At 57.7% G+C, this 15,603-nt stretch carries 11 protein-coding genes, 2 pseudogenes and 1 other annotated feature; of the genes and pseudogenes, 7 read left to right on the top strand and 6 right to left on the bottom strand.

Annotated elements, in window-relative coordinates:
* Nucleotide 1 precedes the first annotated feature (1 nt).
* Nucleotides 2-1,236 (bottom strand): annotated as a pseudogene (locus tag AMC88_RS25395) (IS3 family transposase).
* Nucleotides 833-949 (bottom strand) — a sequence feature (AL1L pseudoknot). Its footprint overlaps the pseudogene before it by 117 nt.
* A gap of 56 nt (nucleotides 1,237-1,292) precedes the next feature.
* Here AMC88_RS25395 and AMC88_RS32310 point away from each other — a divergent pair.
* Nucleotides 1,293-1,535, top strand: a pseudogene (locus AMC88_RS32310) (DinB/UmuC family translesion DNA polymerase); the annotation flags it as partial.
* Nucleotides 1,536-1,569: 34 nt separating this feature from the next.
* Here AMC88_RS32310 and AMC88_RS25385 read toward each other — a convergent pair.
* The 5 genes from AMC88_RS25385 to AMC88_RS33285 all read right to left on the bottom strand — a co-directional run bounded on the left by AMC88_RS25385 (nucleotide 1,570) and on the right by AMC88_RS33285 (nucleotide 8,582).
* Entirely contained in the window at nucleotides 1,570-2,934 is a 1,365-nt protein-coding gene (locus tag AMC88_RS25385; RefSeq protein ID WP_016737376.1) for a hypothetical protein, read from the bottom strand.
* Nucleotides 2,935-2,984: 50 nt separating this feature from the next.
* Nucleotides 2,985-3,572, bottom strand: a complete 588-nt coding sequence (locus AMC88_RS25380; RefSeq protein ID WP_009991263.1) for a hypothetical protein — start codon at nucleotides 3,570-3,572, stop codon at nucleotides 2,985-2,987.
* 16 nt (nucleotides 3,573-3,588) lie between these two features.
* A complete protein-coding gene (locus AMC88_RS25375; RefSeq protein ID WP_016737375.1) occupies nucleotides 3,589-5,247 on the bottom strand; it encodes a c-type cytochrome in 1,659 nt (552 codons plus the stop codon).
* Nucleotides 5,248-5,257: 10 nt separating this feature from the next.
* The gene (locus AMC88_RS25370) at nucleotides 5,258-8,086 is read right to left on the bottom strand and encodes a peroxidase family protein (RefSeq protein WP_199287286.1); all 2,829 of its coding nucleotides are present in this window, start codon (nucleotides 8,084-8,086) and stop codon (nucleotides 5,258-5,260) included.
* Between the two features lie 256 nt (nucleotides 8,087-8,342).
* Nucleotides 8,343-8,582 (bottom strand): hypothetical protein, encoded by a 240-nt coding sequence (locus tag AMC88_RS33285; RefSeq protein WP_125462013.1) that lies wholly within the window; start codon nucleotides 8,580-8,582, stop codon nucleotides 8,343-8,345.
* Nucleotides 8,583-9,034: 452 nt separating this feature from the next.
* Here AMC88_RS33285 and AMC88_RS25360 point away from each other — a divergent pair, with 452 nt between their 5' ends.
* The 6 genes from AMC88_RS25360 to AMC88_RS25335 all read left to right on the top strand — a co-directional run bounded on the left by AMC88_RS25360 (nucleotide 9,035) and on the right by AMC88_RS25335 (nucleotide 15,602).
* Nucleotides 9,035-9,217 carry a hypothetical protein gene (locus tag AMC88_RS25360; protein ID WP_009991623.1) on the top strand — a complete coding sequence of 61 codons (183 nt, stop codon included), beginning with the start codon at nucleotides 9,035-9,037 and terminating at the stop codon, nucleotides 9,215-9,217.
* Nucleotides 9,210-9,878 (top strand): Fic family protein, encoded by a 669-nt coding sequence (locus AMC88_RS25355; RefSeq protein ID WP_016737371.1) that lies wholly within the window; start codon nucleotides 9,210-9,212, stop codon nucleotides 9,876-9,878. Before AMC88_RS25360 ends, AMC88_RS25355 begins: the two co-directional genes overlap by 8 nt.
* A gap of 462 nt (nucleotides 9,879-10,340) precedes the next feature.
* Complete coding sequence (locus AMC88_RS25350; protein ID WP_016737370.1) at nucleotides 10,341-10,757, top strand: hypothetical protein; 417 nt, start codon at nucleotides 10,341-10,343, stop codon at nucleotides 10,755-10,757.
* Nucleotides 10,738-11,988, top strand: a complete 1,251-nt coding sequence (locus AMC88_RS25345) for a hypothetical protein (RefSeq protein ID WP_016737369.1) — start codon at nucleotides 10,738-10,740, stop codon at nucleotides 11,986-11,988. Before AMC88_RS25350 ends, AMC88_RS25345 begins: the two co-directional genes overlap by 20 nt.
* A gap of 23 nt (nucleotides 11,989-12,011) precedes the next feature.
* The gene (dcd, locus tag AMC88_RS25340; RefSeq protein WP_009993369.1) at nucleotides 12,012-12,590 is read left to right on the top strand and encodes a dCTP deaminase; all 579 of its coding nucleotides are present in this window, start codon (nucleotides 12,012-12,014) and stop codon (nucleotides 12,588-12,590) included.
* 219 nt (nucleotides 12,591-12,809) lie between these two features.
* Complete coding sequence (locus AMC88_RS25335; protein ID WP_125462012.1) at nucleotides 12,810-15,602, top strand: S8 family serine peptidase; 2,793 nt, start codon at nucleotides 12,810-12,812, stop codon at nucleotides 15,600-15,602.
* Nucleotide 15,603: the final 1 nt, after the last annotated feature.

Raw genomic sequence — 15,603 nt, 5'->3', positions numbered from 1 at the left:
GTTATGCGGCCATAGCTGGTGCGTCCAGCATGGCGTAGTATCGTTCTTCTGCCTCTGCTGGCGGAATATTCCCAATGGGTTCCAGAAGACGGCGGTGGTTGAACCAGTCGATCCATTCGAGCGTGGCGAACTCCACGGCTTCGAAGTTGCGCCATGGGTCCTCGCCGATGGATGACCTCGGCCTTGTAAAGACCGTTGATCGTTTCGGCGAGAGCATTGTCGTAACTGTCGCCAACGCTTCCGACAGACGGCTCGTGCCCGCCTCCGCCAGCCGTTCGGAATAGCGAATGGACACATATTGCGAGCCGCGGTCGGAATGATGAACCAGCGCGCCACGTTTAACGGGCCGCCGATCATGAAGCGCCTGGTCGAGGGCATCGAGCACAAAGCCCGCATGGGCCGTTCGGCTTGCCCGCCAACCGACGATACGGCGGGCGAAGGCATCAATGACGAAGGCCACGTAAACGAAGCCCTGCCAGGTCGCGACATAGGTGAAATCGGATAACCACAGCATGTTCGGCGCTGGAGCGAAGAACTGTCGGTTCACCCGGTCGAGCGGACATGGAGCGGACTTGTCCGACACGGTGGTTTTGACTGGCTTGCCGCGAATGACGCCTTGAAGCCCCATCATTCTCATAAGCCGAGCGACGGTGCAGCGGGCGATGTCGTAACCTTCTCGCTGCAACTGCCGCCAGACTTTGCGCACGCCATAGACCTGGAAGTTCTCGTTGAACACCCGACGTATCTCGACTTTCATGGCAATATCATTCCGTTCGCGGGCCGATAGGCGGTCCACGTCCATGCGCTTGGCGATAACCTCATAATAGGTGGACGGGGCAATCGGCAGCAGTCTGCAGATCGGCTCGACCCCGAGCACCGAGCGGTGTTCGTCGATGAAGGAGATCATCGCTTCAGTGGGCGGTCGAGCTCCGCCTGGGCAAAATACGCCGAGGCTTTGCGTAGAATCTCATTCGCCTGACGAAGCTCGCGGTTCTCTCGCTCCAGAGCCTTCATCTTCTCCGCCACGTCACTCGGCAAACCTGCACGCTTGCCGCTGTCGACCTCGGCCTTCTTCACCCATTCATGGAGGGTATGCGCCGAGCAACCGATCTTGGCCGCTATCGATGATACCGCCGCCCAGCGGGGGGGGGGATGTTCGGCTTCATGCTCCGTCACCATCCGAACGGCGCGGGCACGAACTTCAGGAGAGAATTTGTTCGTCGTCTTGCTTGTCATAGACCCTACTTCTCACGAGTTGGGGGCTCCGGCAAACTCGGCGCGGTTCATTCTGACAAGACCTCCATACCTACGACCCGGCCCGTGAAGGGCTTGAGCCGCTAATCGAAAAGGTGTGGAGTTATTGCGAGGCCAACGGGATCGCCGCGAAGACTGTGACGCTCAAGTTGAAATATTCTGATTTCGCCCAGATCACCCGCAGCAAAACGGTTCCCACACCGCTGCCGGTAATCGCCGACCTGAAGGAGATCGTCAACCTTCTGCTGGTGCCGATCTTTCCGCCCCGAAAGGGCATTCGCTGTGTTCCGGCGTGCAAATTTGGCCTAAAGCTCGTCAATGCCAATGATTGTCGTGGTCGTGGTGCGCGCCGGTCAATGCGTTTTTGAAATAACGGTTATAGTATTCGAGGTCGACGTGATGCACCTGTATCCACACGCCGGGAACATGAATTGCATCGACATGCGCGGGGAAGCGACCATGGGTATCATATATGTACTCGCAAATGTCCGTCACGCACTCAATCACGTCGCTACTGTACTCGGCGGCCTCGGTTAGGTAACGATCGCCAAAGTCATCCTTGTAAATTCCCTTGAAAAGGGCCGCATCCTTGTAAATCCCCTGTGAACCAAACTTGGCCGAAACCACTTCGTCCACGGCTTCTCTCATGTTTTGATAGTTCGGGGGGGACTTCGCCTTGATAAGGTCGCGGTCTCCCAGTCGCAGACCAACCGGATGTGCCCTGAGGCTGCTGTATTTCGGCAGCGGCACCTGCCAGCGTAAAATGTCGAGCAGTCGCCATTTCGGCACAGCGAAATCGAAACCTAGCATCGGACCGTAGCTGTCCCGGAATTTTGGATCGCCGAGCAGTACCGGCGGGCTGATGGAGGCGTGAATATAGGCTCCTAGGCCCATGGCATCAGCGACCAACATGAGATTCTGGAGCAATAAATCTGCTTCGATCTGGGTCCGTAGGCTACCGATGACGCCGAGCGGCACCTTGATCTCTTCGTTGAGAAATCGATTCTTGACCCATTTTCCTACGCCGGCCCTAAGATAGAAATTACGATCGTCAACGATTGTTGGTCGGTGTCCTTCGGGCTGTGTCAAGAGATACATCAGGCCGTTAATATATTGATGTGACAGGTCTACGACGGGAAAAAGCACCGTCGTGCCGGGCAGGTTCGACAGCAAGCGATTGGAATCGAGATAGGCGGGGAATTCGCGGTTTGCCGTATCCAGTCTGCCATTGCTAATTTTCACTTTCGCTCGTTTGGCATGTGCGATTAGTGCCTCCGGTTCGAACGATAATGGTGGGGTGAACGGAACCCTGTCGATGAAGTATGTGCCGGTATCGTTGATGAGGAAGAAATATGTCCCTTGGGCATTGTCGGGGCTGCCGGCCGTTCGCCCTTCCATATGGACATTCGGCTTTGCCATTACGAACTCGCCGGTGACAGGATCCTCAAACGGCCTGTCCGGCATTGTAAGGCCGGTAAGGCCAGTCATGGCGATTAAAATTGCCTCTTCGAGGTCGGTAAGTGGCACCGGTTTTTGGGTGGATTGATAGGTCATGGTGCCTGCTTTGATCAGGGGAACACCTCGGCCGATCCGGTGCGTACGCCGTTGAAGAATCGTCTGGATTAATGGGCGCTCGAGCAATCGCTCAAAACCGGTTTTGTTTGTCTCCTCGCTGCTCATGTTTCCTCCCCAGCCTCCGAATGTGGCGTCGACGACCCAGCTTGGCCGTCTCAGTATTGGACGGCGCGCTCACGTACCCACAGCCGAATGGCCAGGGATAGCGAGATCACGGCCGCAAAAATGATCCCAAGAATATGAACCGGACCACTTCGCAAAAACAGGAAGGTGGTCGCGAATATTAGAAAAGTAAGCGTGCGTACAGCGATCTGGAAGCGCGCCGCGGGCGGGGTCCGGCTCGGCGCAAACCATAGAAGCAAAACATCCAAGCCCCACAGGATAACGAGCAGGAAATTTATGCTGGCAATGGGAATGCCCATCTGCACGAAGGTGTCCTTAAGCCCGTTGAATATTACGAATATGGCCCAATAAGCGTGAACAAGAAAAAGCAGATAAGCGAAGGTCCAGAACAAGTGTACGACGTTGGCCATGCGTTGGGAGAGCGTGCGGTAGGGATAGAGCGCCAAGCTCGGGAGAAGCATGAGACTTGTCACCCAGATAGTGGCTTTCGTGCGACCGAGATCGACGTCGTCCAGCGTCGTCTCCGGCCAGAGGAGCGCAAGAACCAGCAGTACGCCAAACGTCACGAACGCCAGCGAGAACTGCGGCAGAGTTATACTGTTCGGAGGCATGGCCTTCATGGGCTCGTTCCTGACGTTAGAGCATTTTCAAATAGTCAAGCAGCGCGGCAAGATCGTCCGGATTTCGTTTCGGGTCGTCATAGGCCCATGGATAGTCATGTCCCCTGTTCGAGTTGCCGATCTGAGTCGTATCGAACGTGAAGTAATTTCGATCGTCAGCGCTTTCCGGAGAGCGAAAGCCGACGTCGGCCGGATCGTAGGTGTTATCGCCCCGATAAAAGACATCTCTACGCTTCCTGAGATTAATCAGTTCAGCCAACGTCATGACACTGCCGTTATGGAGGTAGGGGGCACGCAGGAACATCCCGTCCAGCGGCGCGTTTACGTAGCCCCTAATGGATGTCTCCTCCTCTTGTCCACGCTGGGGCCAAATATCCTCTCGCTTAAAATGGAACGGGTGCTTGTCGGGGAAGAGCGCAAACATTTTTTCGGCGAGAGGTCCATAATGACGAAACCGCACGCGTTCCGGATCGGTGTTGAGCTCACCGGCCGGCACGACTTGGCCGGTCTTCTCGCCGTTGACCCAAGCCCCGGTCGAATCCCGATCGCCGTGGCAGGCGGCGCAATATTGCCCGTAGACTTTGCGCCCCTGCAGGATACGTGCAGGATCGATCGAGGCCGCATCTTCCGGGAACATGTCGGAATAGCGCAACGGACGCAACGTCTTCGTGAAATCGCTCGCTTTGCGGATATTGTCGGCAATTTCCGGCTTAGCCATATTAGTGACCGTGGCCCCGGCTGCGAGCGCCGCCAGCGAACTGCGGGCATATATGTCGCCGATCGACCCATCGAACTGGGCGCGCGCGCGATGATCCTCCGAAAAAACCGTGGCAATCTTCGTGTAGACGGGCATATCGTTGCCAGGCCGGTCGAGCACAGTGCGAACGAGAGTGCGAAACGGTTGGGTACGTGTTGGACCCGTCGGTGTTACGTCTGCATCGCGGGATCGGTAATTTCCGATCGGTTCGTCGAAGCGCGGCAATCCTGCCTCGATCCGAGCGCGAACCTGGCGAAGCCATAGCCCAATCAACAGGCGTTGTATCGAGCCCAGCGTTTCACCCGTCTTGGCTCTATACGAATCGCAAATGCTGTCGACGGTCAGACGATAGGGCCGTTCCATGTCCGTTTCGCCATCTCTTTGCGGCTTCACCCTGGTCAAGACCGCCGCCTGAAATGCATCGATCCAGGCGAAGAGATTGATCGATACGCTGCCTGGTCCGTAGACGACGACGCCCTTGCTCTCCTCACTTTTGCGAATTCGCGTGGTGTGGCAAAGAGCACAACTGAAGCCGACGAACGGGACAGGCGACGGCGCCGCGGAACCGGGGCGGTAGTTGCTGGTCGCAAAGCCGAGTGGCAAACCGTTATTGGCCTCCGGGTTGTCATACGGCAAGAACCCGAATTGCTTCACCCAATCGCCGGCATCCGCACCGGCCGGCTGAAAATGCTCGGGAAACAGGTCGGGCAGTACCAAAGCGACCGGTAGCGGCATGAGTTCCGTGCCGATGGTGCCATTTTCGAACGCATCCTTTGGATCCCGGATAGTTGGATGCACCCAGTCGCCTTCGAGCCTGATGAATATCCCCGTTGCAACAAGAGTGATGAGTACAAGCAGGTTGACGCTCACCAAGAGGAAGCGAAAGAGCCGGTATAATCTGTCGCGGGAAATTGGCATGGTGTGCCCCTCAAGACAGGATAGGCCGGAAAGGGGCGAATGCACTGGCAGTGCGCGGCAATACCGGGGCGAGTTGCGGACAGTGACGCAGGATGATGCTGGTCATACCGTTGTTCTCGATCCAATCGAGCCCCAGGGGCGAGTAGATTTCCGGCCGAAAGTCGACGGTGAGAAAACGGTCGCTCTGCAACCGTCGGGAGGCCATCAGAATAAACACGCGAAAAGCCGTATCGCTGAAGCCGAAACCGTCCGGCGGAGGCTCAGAATGCAGGCCGACCATGGTGTCCACCATGTCGATATTGCCATAGAGAACCTGCATTGCCCGCACCGTTTCTGGATCCGACGACAATTCCTCCCAGTTGCTTAAACGCGGCTTGTGCAACGCCTCGCGAAAGTCATTGAAGCGAGGAATTCCGCGGTGCCTATCCCTGACGATGTCGACGACGGAAAGATCGATAATCTCCTCCACGTCGCCTGACATCCGTTTAAACTGGCGTAACGCATTGGGGTAATTATGCAACGTGATTGCACCGGGATGTGCGATTCCGAGTGAATAGATGACATTGTGGAGCCGAAGGTGCCGCATTTTGGCATCGGTTCCCGCACCTTGAATGTCGGCGAAGCCCAATGTTTCTGTTCGCGCACCGGTCTCATAGTTGAAAAACTGATAATCGTCGGGAATGAGCGGATGGAGACGGTAGACCGAAACGAATTCCTCCGTCAGCGAGTACGGGATGCCGTGATGGTCGGGCACAGTCTGCGGAATGCCTTTGAGTTCGTGCGTGTCGAGCATCCAGATGCCGAGCTGCGTGAGCCAGTCCTTAGGCGCGCCGTACCAGTTCGCCGGCAGGCCGACTTTGATCGCCCGCGTCGCCAGAATAGCTGGCGTCCACTCAATGGTGTGAATCTTTGCGATCAGAGCCGATACAATCAATCGAGCGGTGTTGTAGATCCGGTCCGGCTCCCAGTCCGGATATTCGCGCATCAATGCTTCGGCGAGCACGTTGTGTTCACGAGCAAACAGCGTGTGCATCATACTGAGGCCCAGCCACCAGCTTTCGTTGAAGCCAGTGACGTTCATGCCGTTCAATTCGGTCGGCAGATAGAGATCCTCGGTGAGCTTAAGACGACCTCCGTCTCGCAGATCCAGCGCTTTTTCCGCTGTATTGCCGTAAACCTCTGAACCGTCCCACCACGGTGTCGTCATATTTTTGAAAATGGGGTAGCCGCCGGCAGCCATGCGGAAAACCTCATTGCCAGCAATGCGCATAAAAGCCTCCGGCTGACCGCCTGTGGTGCTCTTCCAGAGCTCTCCGTTCGGCATTCGCAATGCAATGTCGGTCTCCGCATTCCCGAGACTATGGCGCTTGTGGTTGACCCAGTCATGCACCTGGAACTGAATCCAGGCCGCGGCAAGCACATTTAGCGAGCGTGCCGGAATGAAAGCCTTTCGCGTCATCAGTTGGCGACTGACTTCGATTGGGTTCGGCTGCCCGAATAGCTCTGGCTTGTAGACCGCTCGCATCGTACGGCCGAACGTCGCTCCCTCCGCACCCATCCGCGGGTTTGAGAGATCGTTGTAGGTACCGTCGAATGTCCGCTGAGTGCGGACCGCCTCGGGAATTACTGGCGGCTGCGGGGTCGCCTGCGGTGGTGCATCCGGCAATTCGGTGTCAAACAAGTTCTTTGTGCGTAGCTCTTCCCGGAGAATGGAGATGTTAAGCAGGCTCATGCGCCAACCGAACCTATACCAGGGCACGTGTGCATTAATCGCCTTAAACAGGGCCGCGACAGCCCGGGCAATCACGATGTTGCGTAGCGGCTTCCGTTCCCGGAACCGTTGGTTCAAGCGATGCGCGGAGCTGGCCGTATAGGCTGCCTTGCGGACACGGTTGAGATTGCCCAGCGGGCGAAATGTCTCGGTCGTATTCCAAGGATTGAAGCCAAGCTGGTCGACAAGCCGCTCCATCGCCCTGCCAGGCGCCGCATCGATGTCCTGCGACGGAATGGTCAGCGTTGCGACCCCGATCGGCCTCGATGCGTCTTCCGTCCACTCGACCGCACCATCCTCGATTGGAGTAAGTTTCTCATCGACATAGCGCTGCAGCAGGAAATCGAACTCGACAGGGCCTTCGCGAAGCCGCTCGGCAATCTCACGATGTAGAAAGTCAGGGTCAGTTGCCGAGGCGGGCTTTGCCGCGGTCGTCTTGGCGCTTGGACGCAGCAGGAACCGAACTGGACCTGCTTCATTGCCCCAGAGAAGAGCGCCTCGGCTCCAATAGCCCTCTGTGGCTAGGCTGTCGACGACGCGCGCTCCCCTCAGGACGTTTCTGAGCATCCTGAGGGTTTCGGAAAAGCCGACTGCGAGGACGAGGCGCGGCAAAAGCAGCAGCTTCGAGCCGGACATCGCCTTGGCGAACGCCACGAATTGATAAGCGTTGCGGGCATGAGAAACCGGAAAATTCGTTGCGAGGAAATCGTGATATTCGTTCTCGGATACTTTAACGCGTAGCGCTATCCCACGCATATCCTTCTTGAAGTCGGCCTGACGGACACCGTTGGCGTTGGAAAGCCGCACGGTCACGTCGTATTGCTTGCCACGCTCAAAAAAACCGACTTCGAGATCTTCTGGAATATTAGGCAGAATCTGAAGTTTCGCATTGTCGACACCAAGTATACATTTCGCGTGAAACGCGCGACTTATGTCGCTTGCTCGGGCGTTCGCCCTATTGGCAAGTTGCACATCCATGATATCGCGTGCCAGCTCTGCAAAAAGCAATGCTTCCGCCTCAGGGTTTCCTCCCTCGTAATTTTCACGCCAGATATGGCCCGAAGACATGCACATCCCCCTGCACAAAAAGCATTGCTAAGAAAAACAAGAATGCGCGACTGGCCATTTTCAAACGCAGGCGTAGCTCCCCACACAATACGCAGGGCTGCGCAAGCTTATCGCCAGTCAGGATACTCGAATAAATTGCGAATTTGATGATAGCACCAATAATGGGAAAATAAAGTGCCATTAGCAAAGACCTTTTTCTCCCCATGACGGCATCGCAAGGGGCACTGGTTGGCCTAATGACTTCAACCAAAGGCGATCAGAGCGTCGGCGGCTTGAATACAGCCAATCGGAAATGCCAAGCGATCATCTTGCGCAGGGTTAGAGGCGGTTGCGGCAACTTCCCGACATAGTCAGCCGAGGTTTTGCGGCACAGCTCTGCCGCCTTTGCGCTCCAATCCGGAAATCTCTCTGCTTTTTCATTTGTCCGTCGGGAAGGTGCACCGATTTCGTGATAGCTGAATGACCGCAATTGACCCGTAGTTGCCGCATCCATCATGGATGCGACCGTTGCCTTCGAATATCCGATTCGGTCAGGGGCGAGTGGCACGCCGCTTACGATGAAACCTGTGAAGCAGAGACTTCGCTGCTCGTAGCGGGAGGCAACGCGCCGGAAGTGTTGCGGCCATTGGAGCACCTCTCGATGCAATAGCCGAAACAGTTCAGAGGCCGTCAGTTGCCGGAGCCATTCCCCCGGGGCGGGGCGGTCTTAGAGCTGACCGATGCCCGCATCAGTGCGAGAAAAAATGAAGAACGAAACGCCAAGCCTCGTTGCCAATCCCGTCCCGCGCTTCTTGCTGCTCGCCAATCGTCGCGATCGGCATTATGGTGCTAGCGCAGTTGCAACACTCTTCCACAAGCTTGGCGCAATTCCATGTTTCTATCCTTGTCGAGGTTGCCTTGCAAAGGAAAACCGCTTTTATGGACGCCTAAATAAAAAGGACGCCTGCAATGAACGAACCGCTCAGAAACCTCCTCGAAGCCGCCAGAAAAGTGCAGTTGTCGAAGAGTGACATTGAAGTCCAGCGTCGCAGCTTTGCATACGGCAACACTCATTTCGAAAATGAGATGATAACCCGCGAGTTGGTCGATCGCGTCGCCGACGAGATGGCAGATCAAAAGAAACATGACTGACGCTACGCGCCGCCACAGCGTGGCAACCGAAGCTTATTTGATCATGGATGAGAAGGCGCGCGCCGAAGCCGAAGCCCGCAACGGCCTTCTCCAGTTCGACCTAGCGCGCGACATGATTGTCGATGCAATCGACAAAGGGGAAAAATGGAAGCTTCGTCCCTCGATGCTACTGTCGCTTCACCGTGAGGCATTGCAAGGCATTAGCATCTATGCCGGCAACTTCCGGCCCGCTGAAGTTTCAATTGAGGGCAGTAAGCACAAGCCTGTCGGGGCATTTCAGGTCCCTGGACTCATTGAGGATTTGTGCGATTATGTCAACGACAACTGGACCGAAAAGACAGCCGTGCATCTTGCGTCGTTCGTGATGTGGCGGCTCAACTGGATCCACCCCTTCAGTGATGGGAATGGGCGGACATCGCGCATGGTGTCCTATTTGGTTCTTTGCGTAAAGCTTCAATTGCCCCTACCCGGGGTCAAGACCATCCCGGACCAGATTGTCGATAACCGGCGCCCGTACTTCGACGCTTTGGAAGCGGCCGATGCGGCTTCAGAAGACGGTGCCTTCGATCTGACAAAGATGGAAGAACTCATTGAGGGCATGCTCGCTACCCAGTTGGCAAGCGTCCTGGAGACCGCGACGGGAAAGCATTTTCTTTCCTGATCGAGGAGGCGTGGCCGGGACGACAGACCAAGTCTTCCGAAAGGCGGCCTGACCGTGGTTGTTGTAGTGCGGCGGCGCGCAGCAGCCGCGGCCAGTGCGGGGGATCGCCCAGCTACACTTGGGACGCCGCGCACCCACGTTCTCTGTTCTTCCAGAGGCCGACCGGCTTGCGTCCTGCCAGCCGAAAGTGAAATGGGCGCGGTCGTGCTGCCTGCGGCGCCTCGGCACCCCACGTCCTCACTATTTGCCCGTCGAGGTCCGGATTTCGCCATGGAGGGAGTCGATGATTGAGCATTCGTACGCATCACCGTTCACCATAGTCCGTTTTAGACGCTTGACGAGGAGTCACCGCGGATTCATAGTTTCGCTGGTCCGTCCCGGTTCGATTTCTGTACCAAACCGTTTCGATGATATCACAGGCGGAACAGTTCGCGACCAATGCAAAGCCGAGGAAATCAATTCATGGACTTCCCATCGCTCGCCCTTGACGCCGCCATCGAGCTCGACAAGTTGGAAAAGCGGCAGCCGGCTGATCTGGCGACTATCCAGCGCTTCGGTCACTATCTTGAGGCGCCGCCGAGTGGCGGACGGCCTGTCAGTCTTTTCGCCCTGAGTGAAAACCCGGTCAACGTCGAGATCCTCAACTCAGCGATCTTTCACACCGAAGGCGCCTCACTCAGCAACTTCAACGATCTTGAACAGTGGGTCAGGGATCTCGTCGCGCAGGCAAAAGCCATCGCCGCCGGTGAAAGCACCGGCAGCGAGGAGATTGGCTCCCTCAAGCGCTTCTGCCTGTCATTGCATCAGGTTCTTCTCGAGGAACTGACACCCGCGCCCGACGACGAGTGGATGCCGGCATATGACGAACGGGTCGCTTGACATCGATTTCGTGCGGCAGAAGCTGCTGTCGGTCATTGACCAGATCAAGCATCTGCAGACATCGGAGTTTCCCTATCAGGAATCGAGAGAAGCTCTTAAATTGCTGGCCGATCTTTACGGTCGGGAACTGAACCGGCTTTCCGGGATCGGGCCAACGACTGACCATACAATACGCCAGCAGGTAACCGCGCAGGTCAATGCCTACATAGCGCGCTATTATACCGTTCTCGGCTTTATCCTGCGCTCGACTAACGTGCGCAATGCGTTCGAGATCTACGATCCGCTTCTGCGCATGAGCCAGACTATCTACGGGCCGGAAGCCAAGTTGATCGTCAGCTCGGAATGGAGCTTTTCGCCGTTTACTTATCCCGCGATTACTGACGAATTCCCCAATCTCATGTTCATAGGGCTGCCAGCGACCGAATCCGGCAACCCGTTGATCGTTCCTCTTGCCGGTCATGAACTCGGCCATTCCATCTGGCGCAAGAAGCCGCACCGCAGCCCCCACCTTTCTGCCCTTGACGCAACATTGCAGAGCCGCCTGGTTGGCGAATATCAAAACAGCTGGAGTGAATTCCAGCAGTTGTTCGACGTCCAAACCAAGCCGGCCGACCTGTTGAGCGACCTTTTCCTGCGCAGCATCTGGGCGCGCTCCTACCGGCTGGCCACGCGCCAGATTGAAGAGCTTTTCTGCGATATCATCGGGCTGCGACTGTTCGGTGAAAGCTACCTTTATTCGTTCATCTACCTGATCGCGCCGCACACAGGCGAGCGCGCCGCCTACTATCCGTCCTTGGGCTCGCGGGTCACGGCACTCGAAAGCGCAGCGAGAGCGTTCGGGATCACCGAGCCGCCGGCCTTCTCGGGCTATTTCATCGATTTGCCGAAGCGGCTACAGGCCAACGAGGCGTTTTGCCTGCGTATGGCAGATCAGGCGTCCACCGCGATGATCGAGGATCTGATCGCCGCCGTAAGTGGTCACGTCGCCCGCACCGGCCTGGCTTTGCCTTCCGACGCCGAGCGCGATCGAATTGTGAAACAATTCTGCGCCCTGTCACCGGCAGCATCGACGACTTCGATCGGCGATACGATCAACGCAGGTTGGGCGATCCGGCTCAACTGGGCGCATTGGAAGAATTTCAACTTCCGCGAGGACACTAGACTGGAAATCCTCAACGATCTGGTGTTCAAAACCATGGAAGTCATGGAATTTGAGTCCCGCACGAGGTAATCTCTATGTTGAGCAGCACTGGATTGATCGGCCGGCTCAATCTCGCTCCTGGCGCCGACGGAGGCATGCTGGCAATCGTGCCGCGCCCTGATCTTGGACGGCTGGCCGCCGTGGGCGCCGCGTCGCTCGATCTGCGTCTCGGCCGATGGTTTCGGACACTGCGGCACTCGCGCACCTCGCTGTTGCGCGTCAGTGAACCGGATGAGGATCCGGTTCCGACCAAGGAACATTTCGTTCGATTCGGCGAGGAGTTCATCCTGCACCCGCACAATTTCGTACTCGGGACGACCTTGGAGTGGATGCGCCTGCCGGCGGATCTCGCCGGCTATGTCACAGGGAAATCGTCACTCGGACGGCGCGGTCTGATTATCGAGACGGCAGCCGGAATCCAGCCGGGGTTTGCTGGCTGTCTTGCCCTCGAATTGAGTAACGTCGGAGAGGTGCCGATCGCCCTGCAGCCGGGAATGGAGATCTGCCAGATCTTCCTCCACGACGTCGGCCCGGACGCAAAGTTCGCAAAGAGCCAATTTACCGGCCGCCGGAAGCCGGTTCTCGGCAATGTCCGGTCCGACGACGTACTCAGGCGGCTCAGCAGCAAATGATACGGCACCAGGGTTAACGGGAGAAAGCGAGCCCGCCTCTATAATCTTGCTGGTCATGTGACAAGACCCGGAAGACGTGTTGAAACCGGATGCAATCGTTGCTGTAAAGAATGTCAGCAGTATTGTTTATATTGCTGATTCATACAACCATGGCAGCGTATCCTCATTGCAAAATCGAAAAATAAGAGACATAAAGTAGTATCCTTGGGGGGCGATACGGTGATTGAACTTGATATCCTGCGTTCCGTCTGTGAAGCCTGCGACGCCGAAGATCCCGTTCTCCGGCCAGGAATTATACGCTTCGAACTGGAGTTGAAGCGGCCAGATGACGCTGGCGGGTTGGAGGCCCACATCGCCGGTTTGCTGAAAGACGGCCGCTTCGTCCTTCAGCCGCTCGATCCCTTGCTCCCGACGTTCTATGTCCTGCAATTTCCTGGCGTTGCGCGCACCATCGCACCGGACCGCCTATTCGCGATTGCCGACTACCTTGCAGGTGAACTCGAACTCGTGTCCTGCACGCCCGACATCGGCTCGACACTTTACGCCGAGCCCGATGCCCATAGGCTTGACCGGACCAATCCGGAATCAGCGGCTGTCGATGCCCTTTGCTGGTCGAAGGCGTCGGCCCCCACTGATTTCCACTGGTCGGCAAAGGCGGTGCGCGCGCCCGAAGCCTGGGCGATTTCGCCCAAAAAGGGTGCGGGCATTATCGTCGCTCAGCCCGATACCGGTGTCGCCAGTCATCCCGAACTGGATACCGAGGCGCTTCGCTTCGATCTCGCCATCGACATCGTTGGTGGAGATAAGGACCCCGCTGATCCCCTTGATCCGTCTTTTGCCAATCCCGGACATGGAACGGCCACGGCGAGTGTGGTCGTAAGCCGTGAACGTGGCCAGATGGTCGGAACGGCACCAGCAGCGAGCCTTGTGCCGATCCGTTGCACGACCGACGTCAAGATATTCGACGGGACCCCGGTGGCGGCCGCCATCCTTCACGCCGTGAAAATCAAGGCCGACATCATCACCATGAGCCTCGGGGGGATCTTCTCAAGATCGATTTCGGCTGCCATCGGCGTCGCCGTCGATCGGGGACTGATCGTGCTTGCCGCGGCAGGAAATTGTGTCAACTTCGTCGTCTATCCGGCCTCAGACGACCGTGTCATTGCTGTGGCCGGTGTCGATTCGAACGACAAACCGTGGAAGGGAACCAGCGCCGGGCCCAGTGTGACGATCGCCGCTCCAGCGGAGAATGTCTACGTGGCACGCAGGACACCGAATGATCTCGGCATCGGCACGGTTAGCGGTGGGCAGGGGACCTCCTTCGCGGTAACGACCACCGCCGGCGTGGCGGCGCTATGGCTTGCGCGGTTCGGACGCGACAAGGTTCGGGCGGAGGCCAAGCGCCGCGGCGTCAGCGTCCAGGCGCTCTTTCGCGCGGCACTGACGGCGACTGCACGGCGTCCCGCCCGCTGGAACAGCTGGCTTTACGGTGCCGGTGTTGTCGATGCCGCTGCCTTGCTGCGCTTGGCGCTGGCGAAGATCCCGGCAGCAACCGGGAATGAAATAGCACCTGAAGCCGTTCCGGATGCGCCGGAGAGCGCCGCCGTTGCGCAAGTCTTTGCCGATGCCCAGAGCACGGATGTGGTTTGGGCGCGTTACGGCGCAGAGGCAAGCTACCTTGCCGCCGACGCCTGGAGGCGCGGCGACGCCGGGCGCTCCGCGCTGCTCGAAACCCCTGCCCGGCCGCTCCCGTCACCAGGGCTTCAAGCCAAGGCGCCCACCGTCTTGAAACGAAGCCTGCGATTTGCGAATGCAGTTCCACATCTCCAAGCTCCGATTCTTGCGCCCACACCGCCTGCGCGCCACCCTCTGACAATAATTGCGCCGTTGAAGCCTGGCCAGGAAAGCACTGCAGAAAACGCGCGCGCAAGTCTTGCCGGGACGGGTCTGAGGGACTTGCAAGATCTCATCGAAGGCACGCTGACGCAGATCGAATCCCAGACGGAAAGTACCCCTGAGGCAACCGCCGCACGCCGCGATCTGTTGAACAGCACCGAAGCGGTCGTCCGCCAGCTTGCCAGCGATGGCGAGGCGGCGCTTTCCATCGAAGGCAGAATCGTGACCGAGGCGCTTGTCCGGCTGAAGGGCCGCCCAGCCTTCAAGGTGGAGGATGGCGCGATCTCCTCGAAGCATGCCGAATTCACCGATTGGAGTGCGCTTCTGACGGCGGCCAAGCAATATCTGCCCGCCCTTTGTGCGAGCGTCGGCCGCATCGACGTTGCGGGCGCACATGTCGGTACGGGATGGGTCGCCGGTCCCGGGCTCGTCGTGACCAACCGCCATGTGGCAGAGGCCATCGCGGACGTCGTCGTCAAGAGAGGTAGCGGATCGAAATGGTTCATGCGTGACGGTGTCACGATCAATTTCAGCGACAACGGAAGGGGCAACGAATTGCGTTTCAAGGTCAAAGGGGTTGCCGCTGCTGGTGATGCCCAAATTGGCAGAAGCGTCGATTTCGCTCATCTTGACATGGTGGTGCTCGACGTCGAAACGGAGAACACTACCGCGAAGCTCCCCGCGACCGTGGGGCTGACGGGCGATCCCGGCGAAGCCGCAACTTTGCAGGATATCGCGGTGGTCGGTTATCCTGCCCGTCCTGATCGGTCCGCTCTGGAGGATCCTTCCGGCAAGGAAGCTACTGAGACGATCGGAGGCCGTCTGGCGATGATCTTCGGTCTCGACTATGGCCGGAAATATTTCAGCCCGGGCACCATCGTCCAAGCGGCCGGGGGCGTGAAGGCGGACGGCAATCACTGGATATTCAGCCATGACGCGACAACGCTGGGTGGCTCGTCAGGCTCCGCAATCATTACCTTTTCAAACGATCTTCCGATCCTTGGCCTGCATTTCGCAGGCCAGGTGATGACCGCCAATTACGCTCACTCTCTGGCCGCAGTGAAACAATCGCCATTTATCGGGGCGGATGTTACCGAACGGATGGTATGGAGATAGG

It is taken from the genome of Rhizobium phaseoli, from assembly GCF_001664385.1.
GTDB classification, from domain to species: domain Bacteria; phylum Pseudomonadota; class Alphaproteobacteria; order Rhizobiales; family Rhizobiaceae; genus Rhizobium; species Rhizobium phaseoli.
This window is presented reverse-complemented; position numbering and strand designations above follow the sequence as displayed.

What these genes read in the sequence shown, in the direction of transcription:
- AMC88_RS25385 (WP_016737376.1), bottom strand. Translation starts at nt 2,934, where the DNA reads ATGAGCAGCGAGGAGACAAACAAAACCGGTTTTGAGCGATTGCTCGAG.
- AMC88_RS25380 (WP_009991263.1), bottom strand. Translation starts at nt 3,572, where the DNA reads ATGAAGGCCATGCCTCCGAACAGTATAACTCTGCCGCAGTTCTCGCTG.
- AMC88_RS25375 (WP_016737375.1), bottom strand. Translation starts at nt 5,247, where the DNA reads ATGCCAATTTCCCGCGACAGATTATACCGGCTCTTTCGCTTCCTCTTG.
- AMC88_RS25370 (WP_199287286.1), bottom strand. Translation starts at nt 8,086, where the DNA reads ATGTCTTCGGGCCATATCTGGCGTGAAAATTACGAGGGAGGAAACCCT.
- AMC88_RS33285 (WP_125462013.1), bottom strand. Translation starts at nt 8,582, where the DNA reads ATGATGGATGCGGCAACTACGGGTCAATTGCGGTCATTCAGCTATCAC.
- AMC88_RS25360 (WP_009991623.1), top strand. Translation starts at nt 9,035, where the DNA reads ATGAACGAACCGCTCAGAAACCTCCTCGAAGCCGCCAGAAAAGTGCAG.
- AMC88_RS25355 (WP_016737371.1), top strand. Translation starts at nt 9,210, where the DNA reads ATGACTGACGCTACGCGCCGCCACAGCGTGGCAACCGAAGCTTATTTG.
- AMC88_RS25350 (WP_016737370.1), top strand. Translation starts at nt 10,341, where the DNA reads ATGGACTTCCCATCGCTCGCCCTTGACGCCGCCATCGAGCTCGACAAG.
- AMC88_RS25345 (WP_016737369.1), top strand. Translation starts at nt 10,738, where the DNA reads ATGACGAACGGGTCGCTTGACATCGATTTCGTGCGGCAGAAGCTGCTG.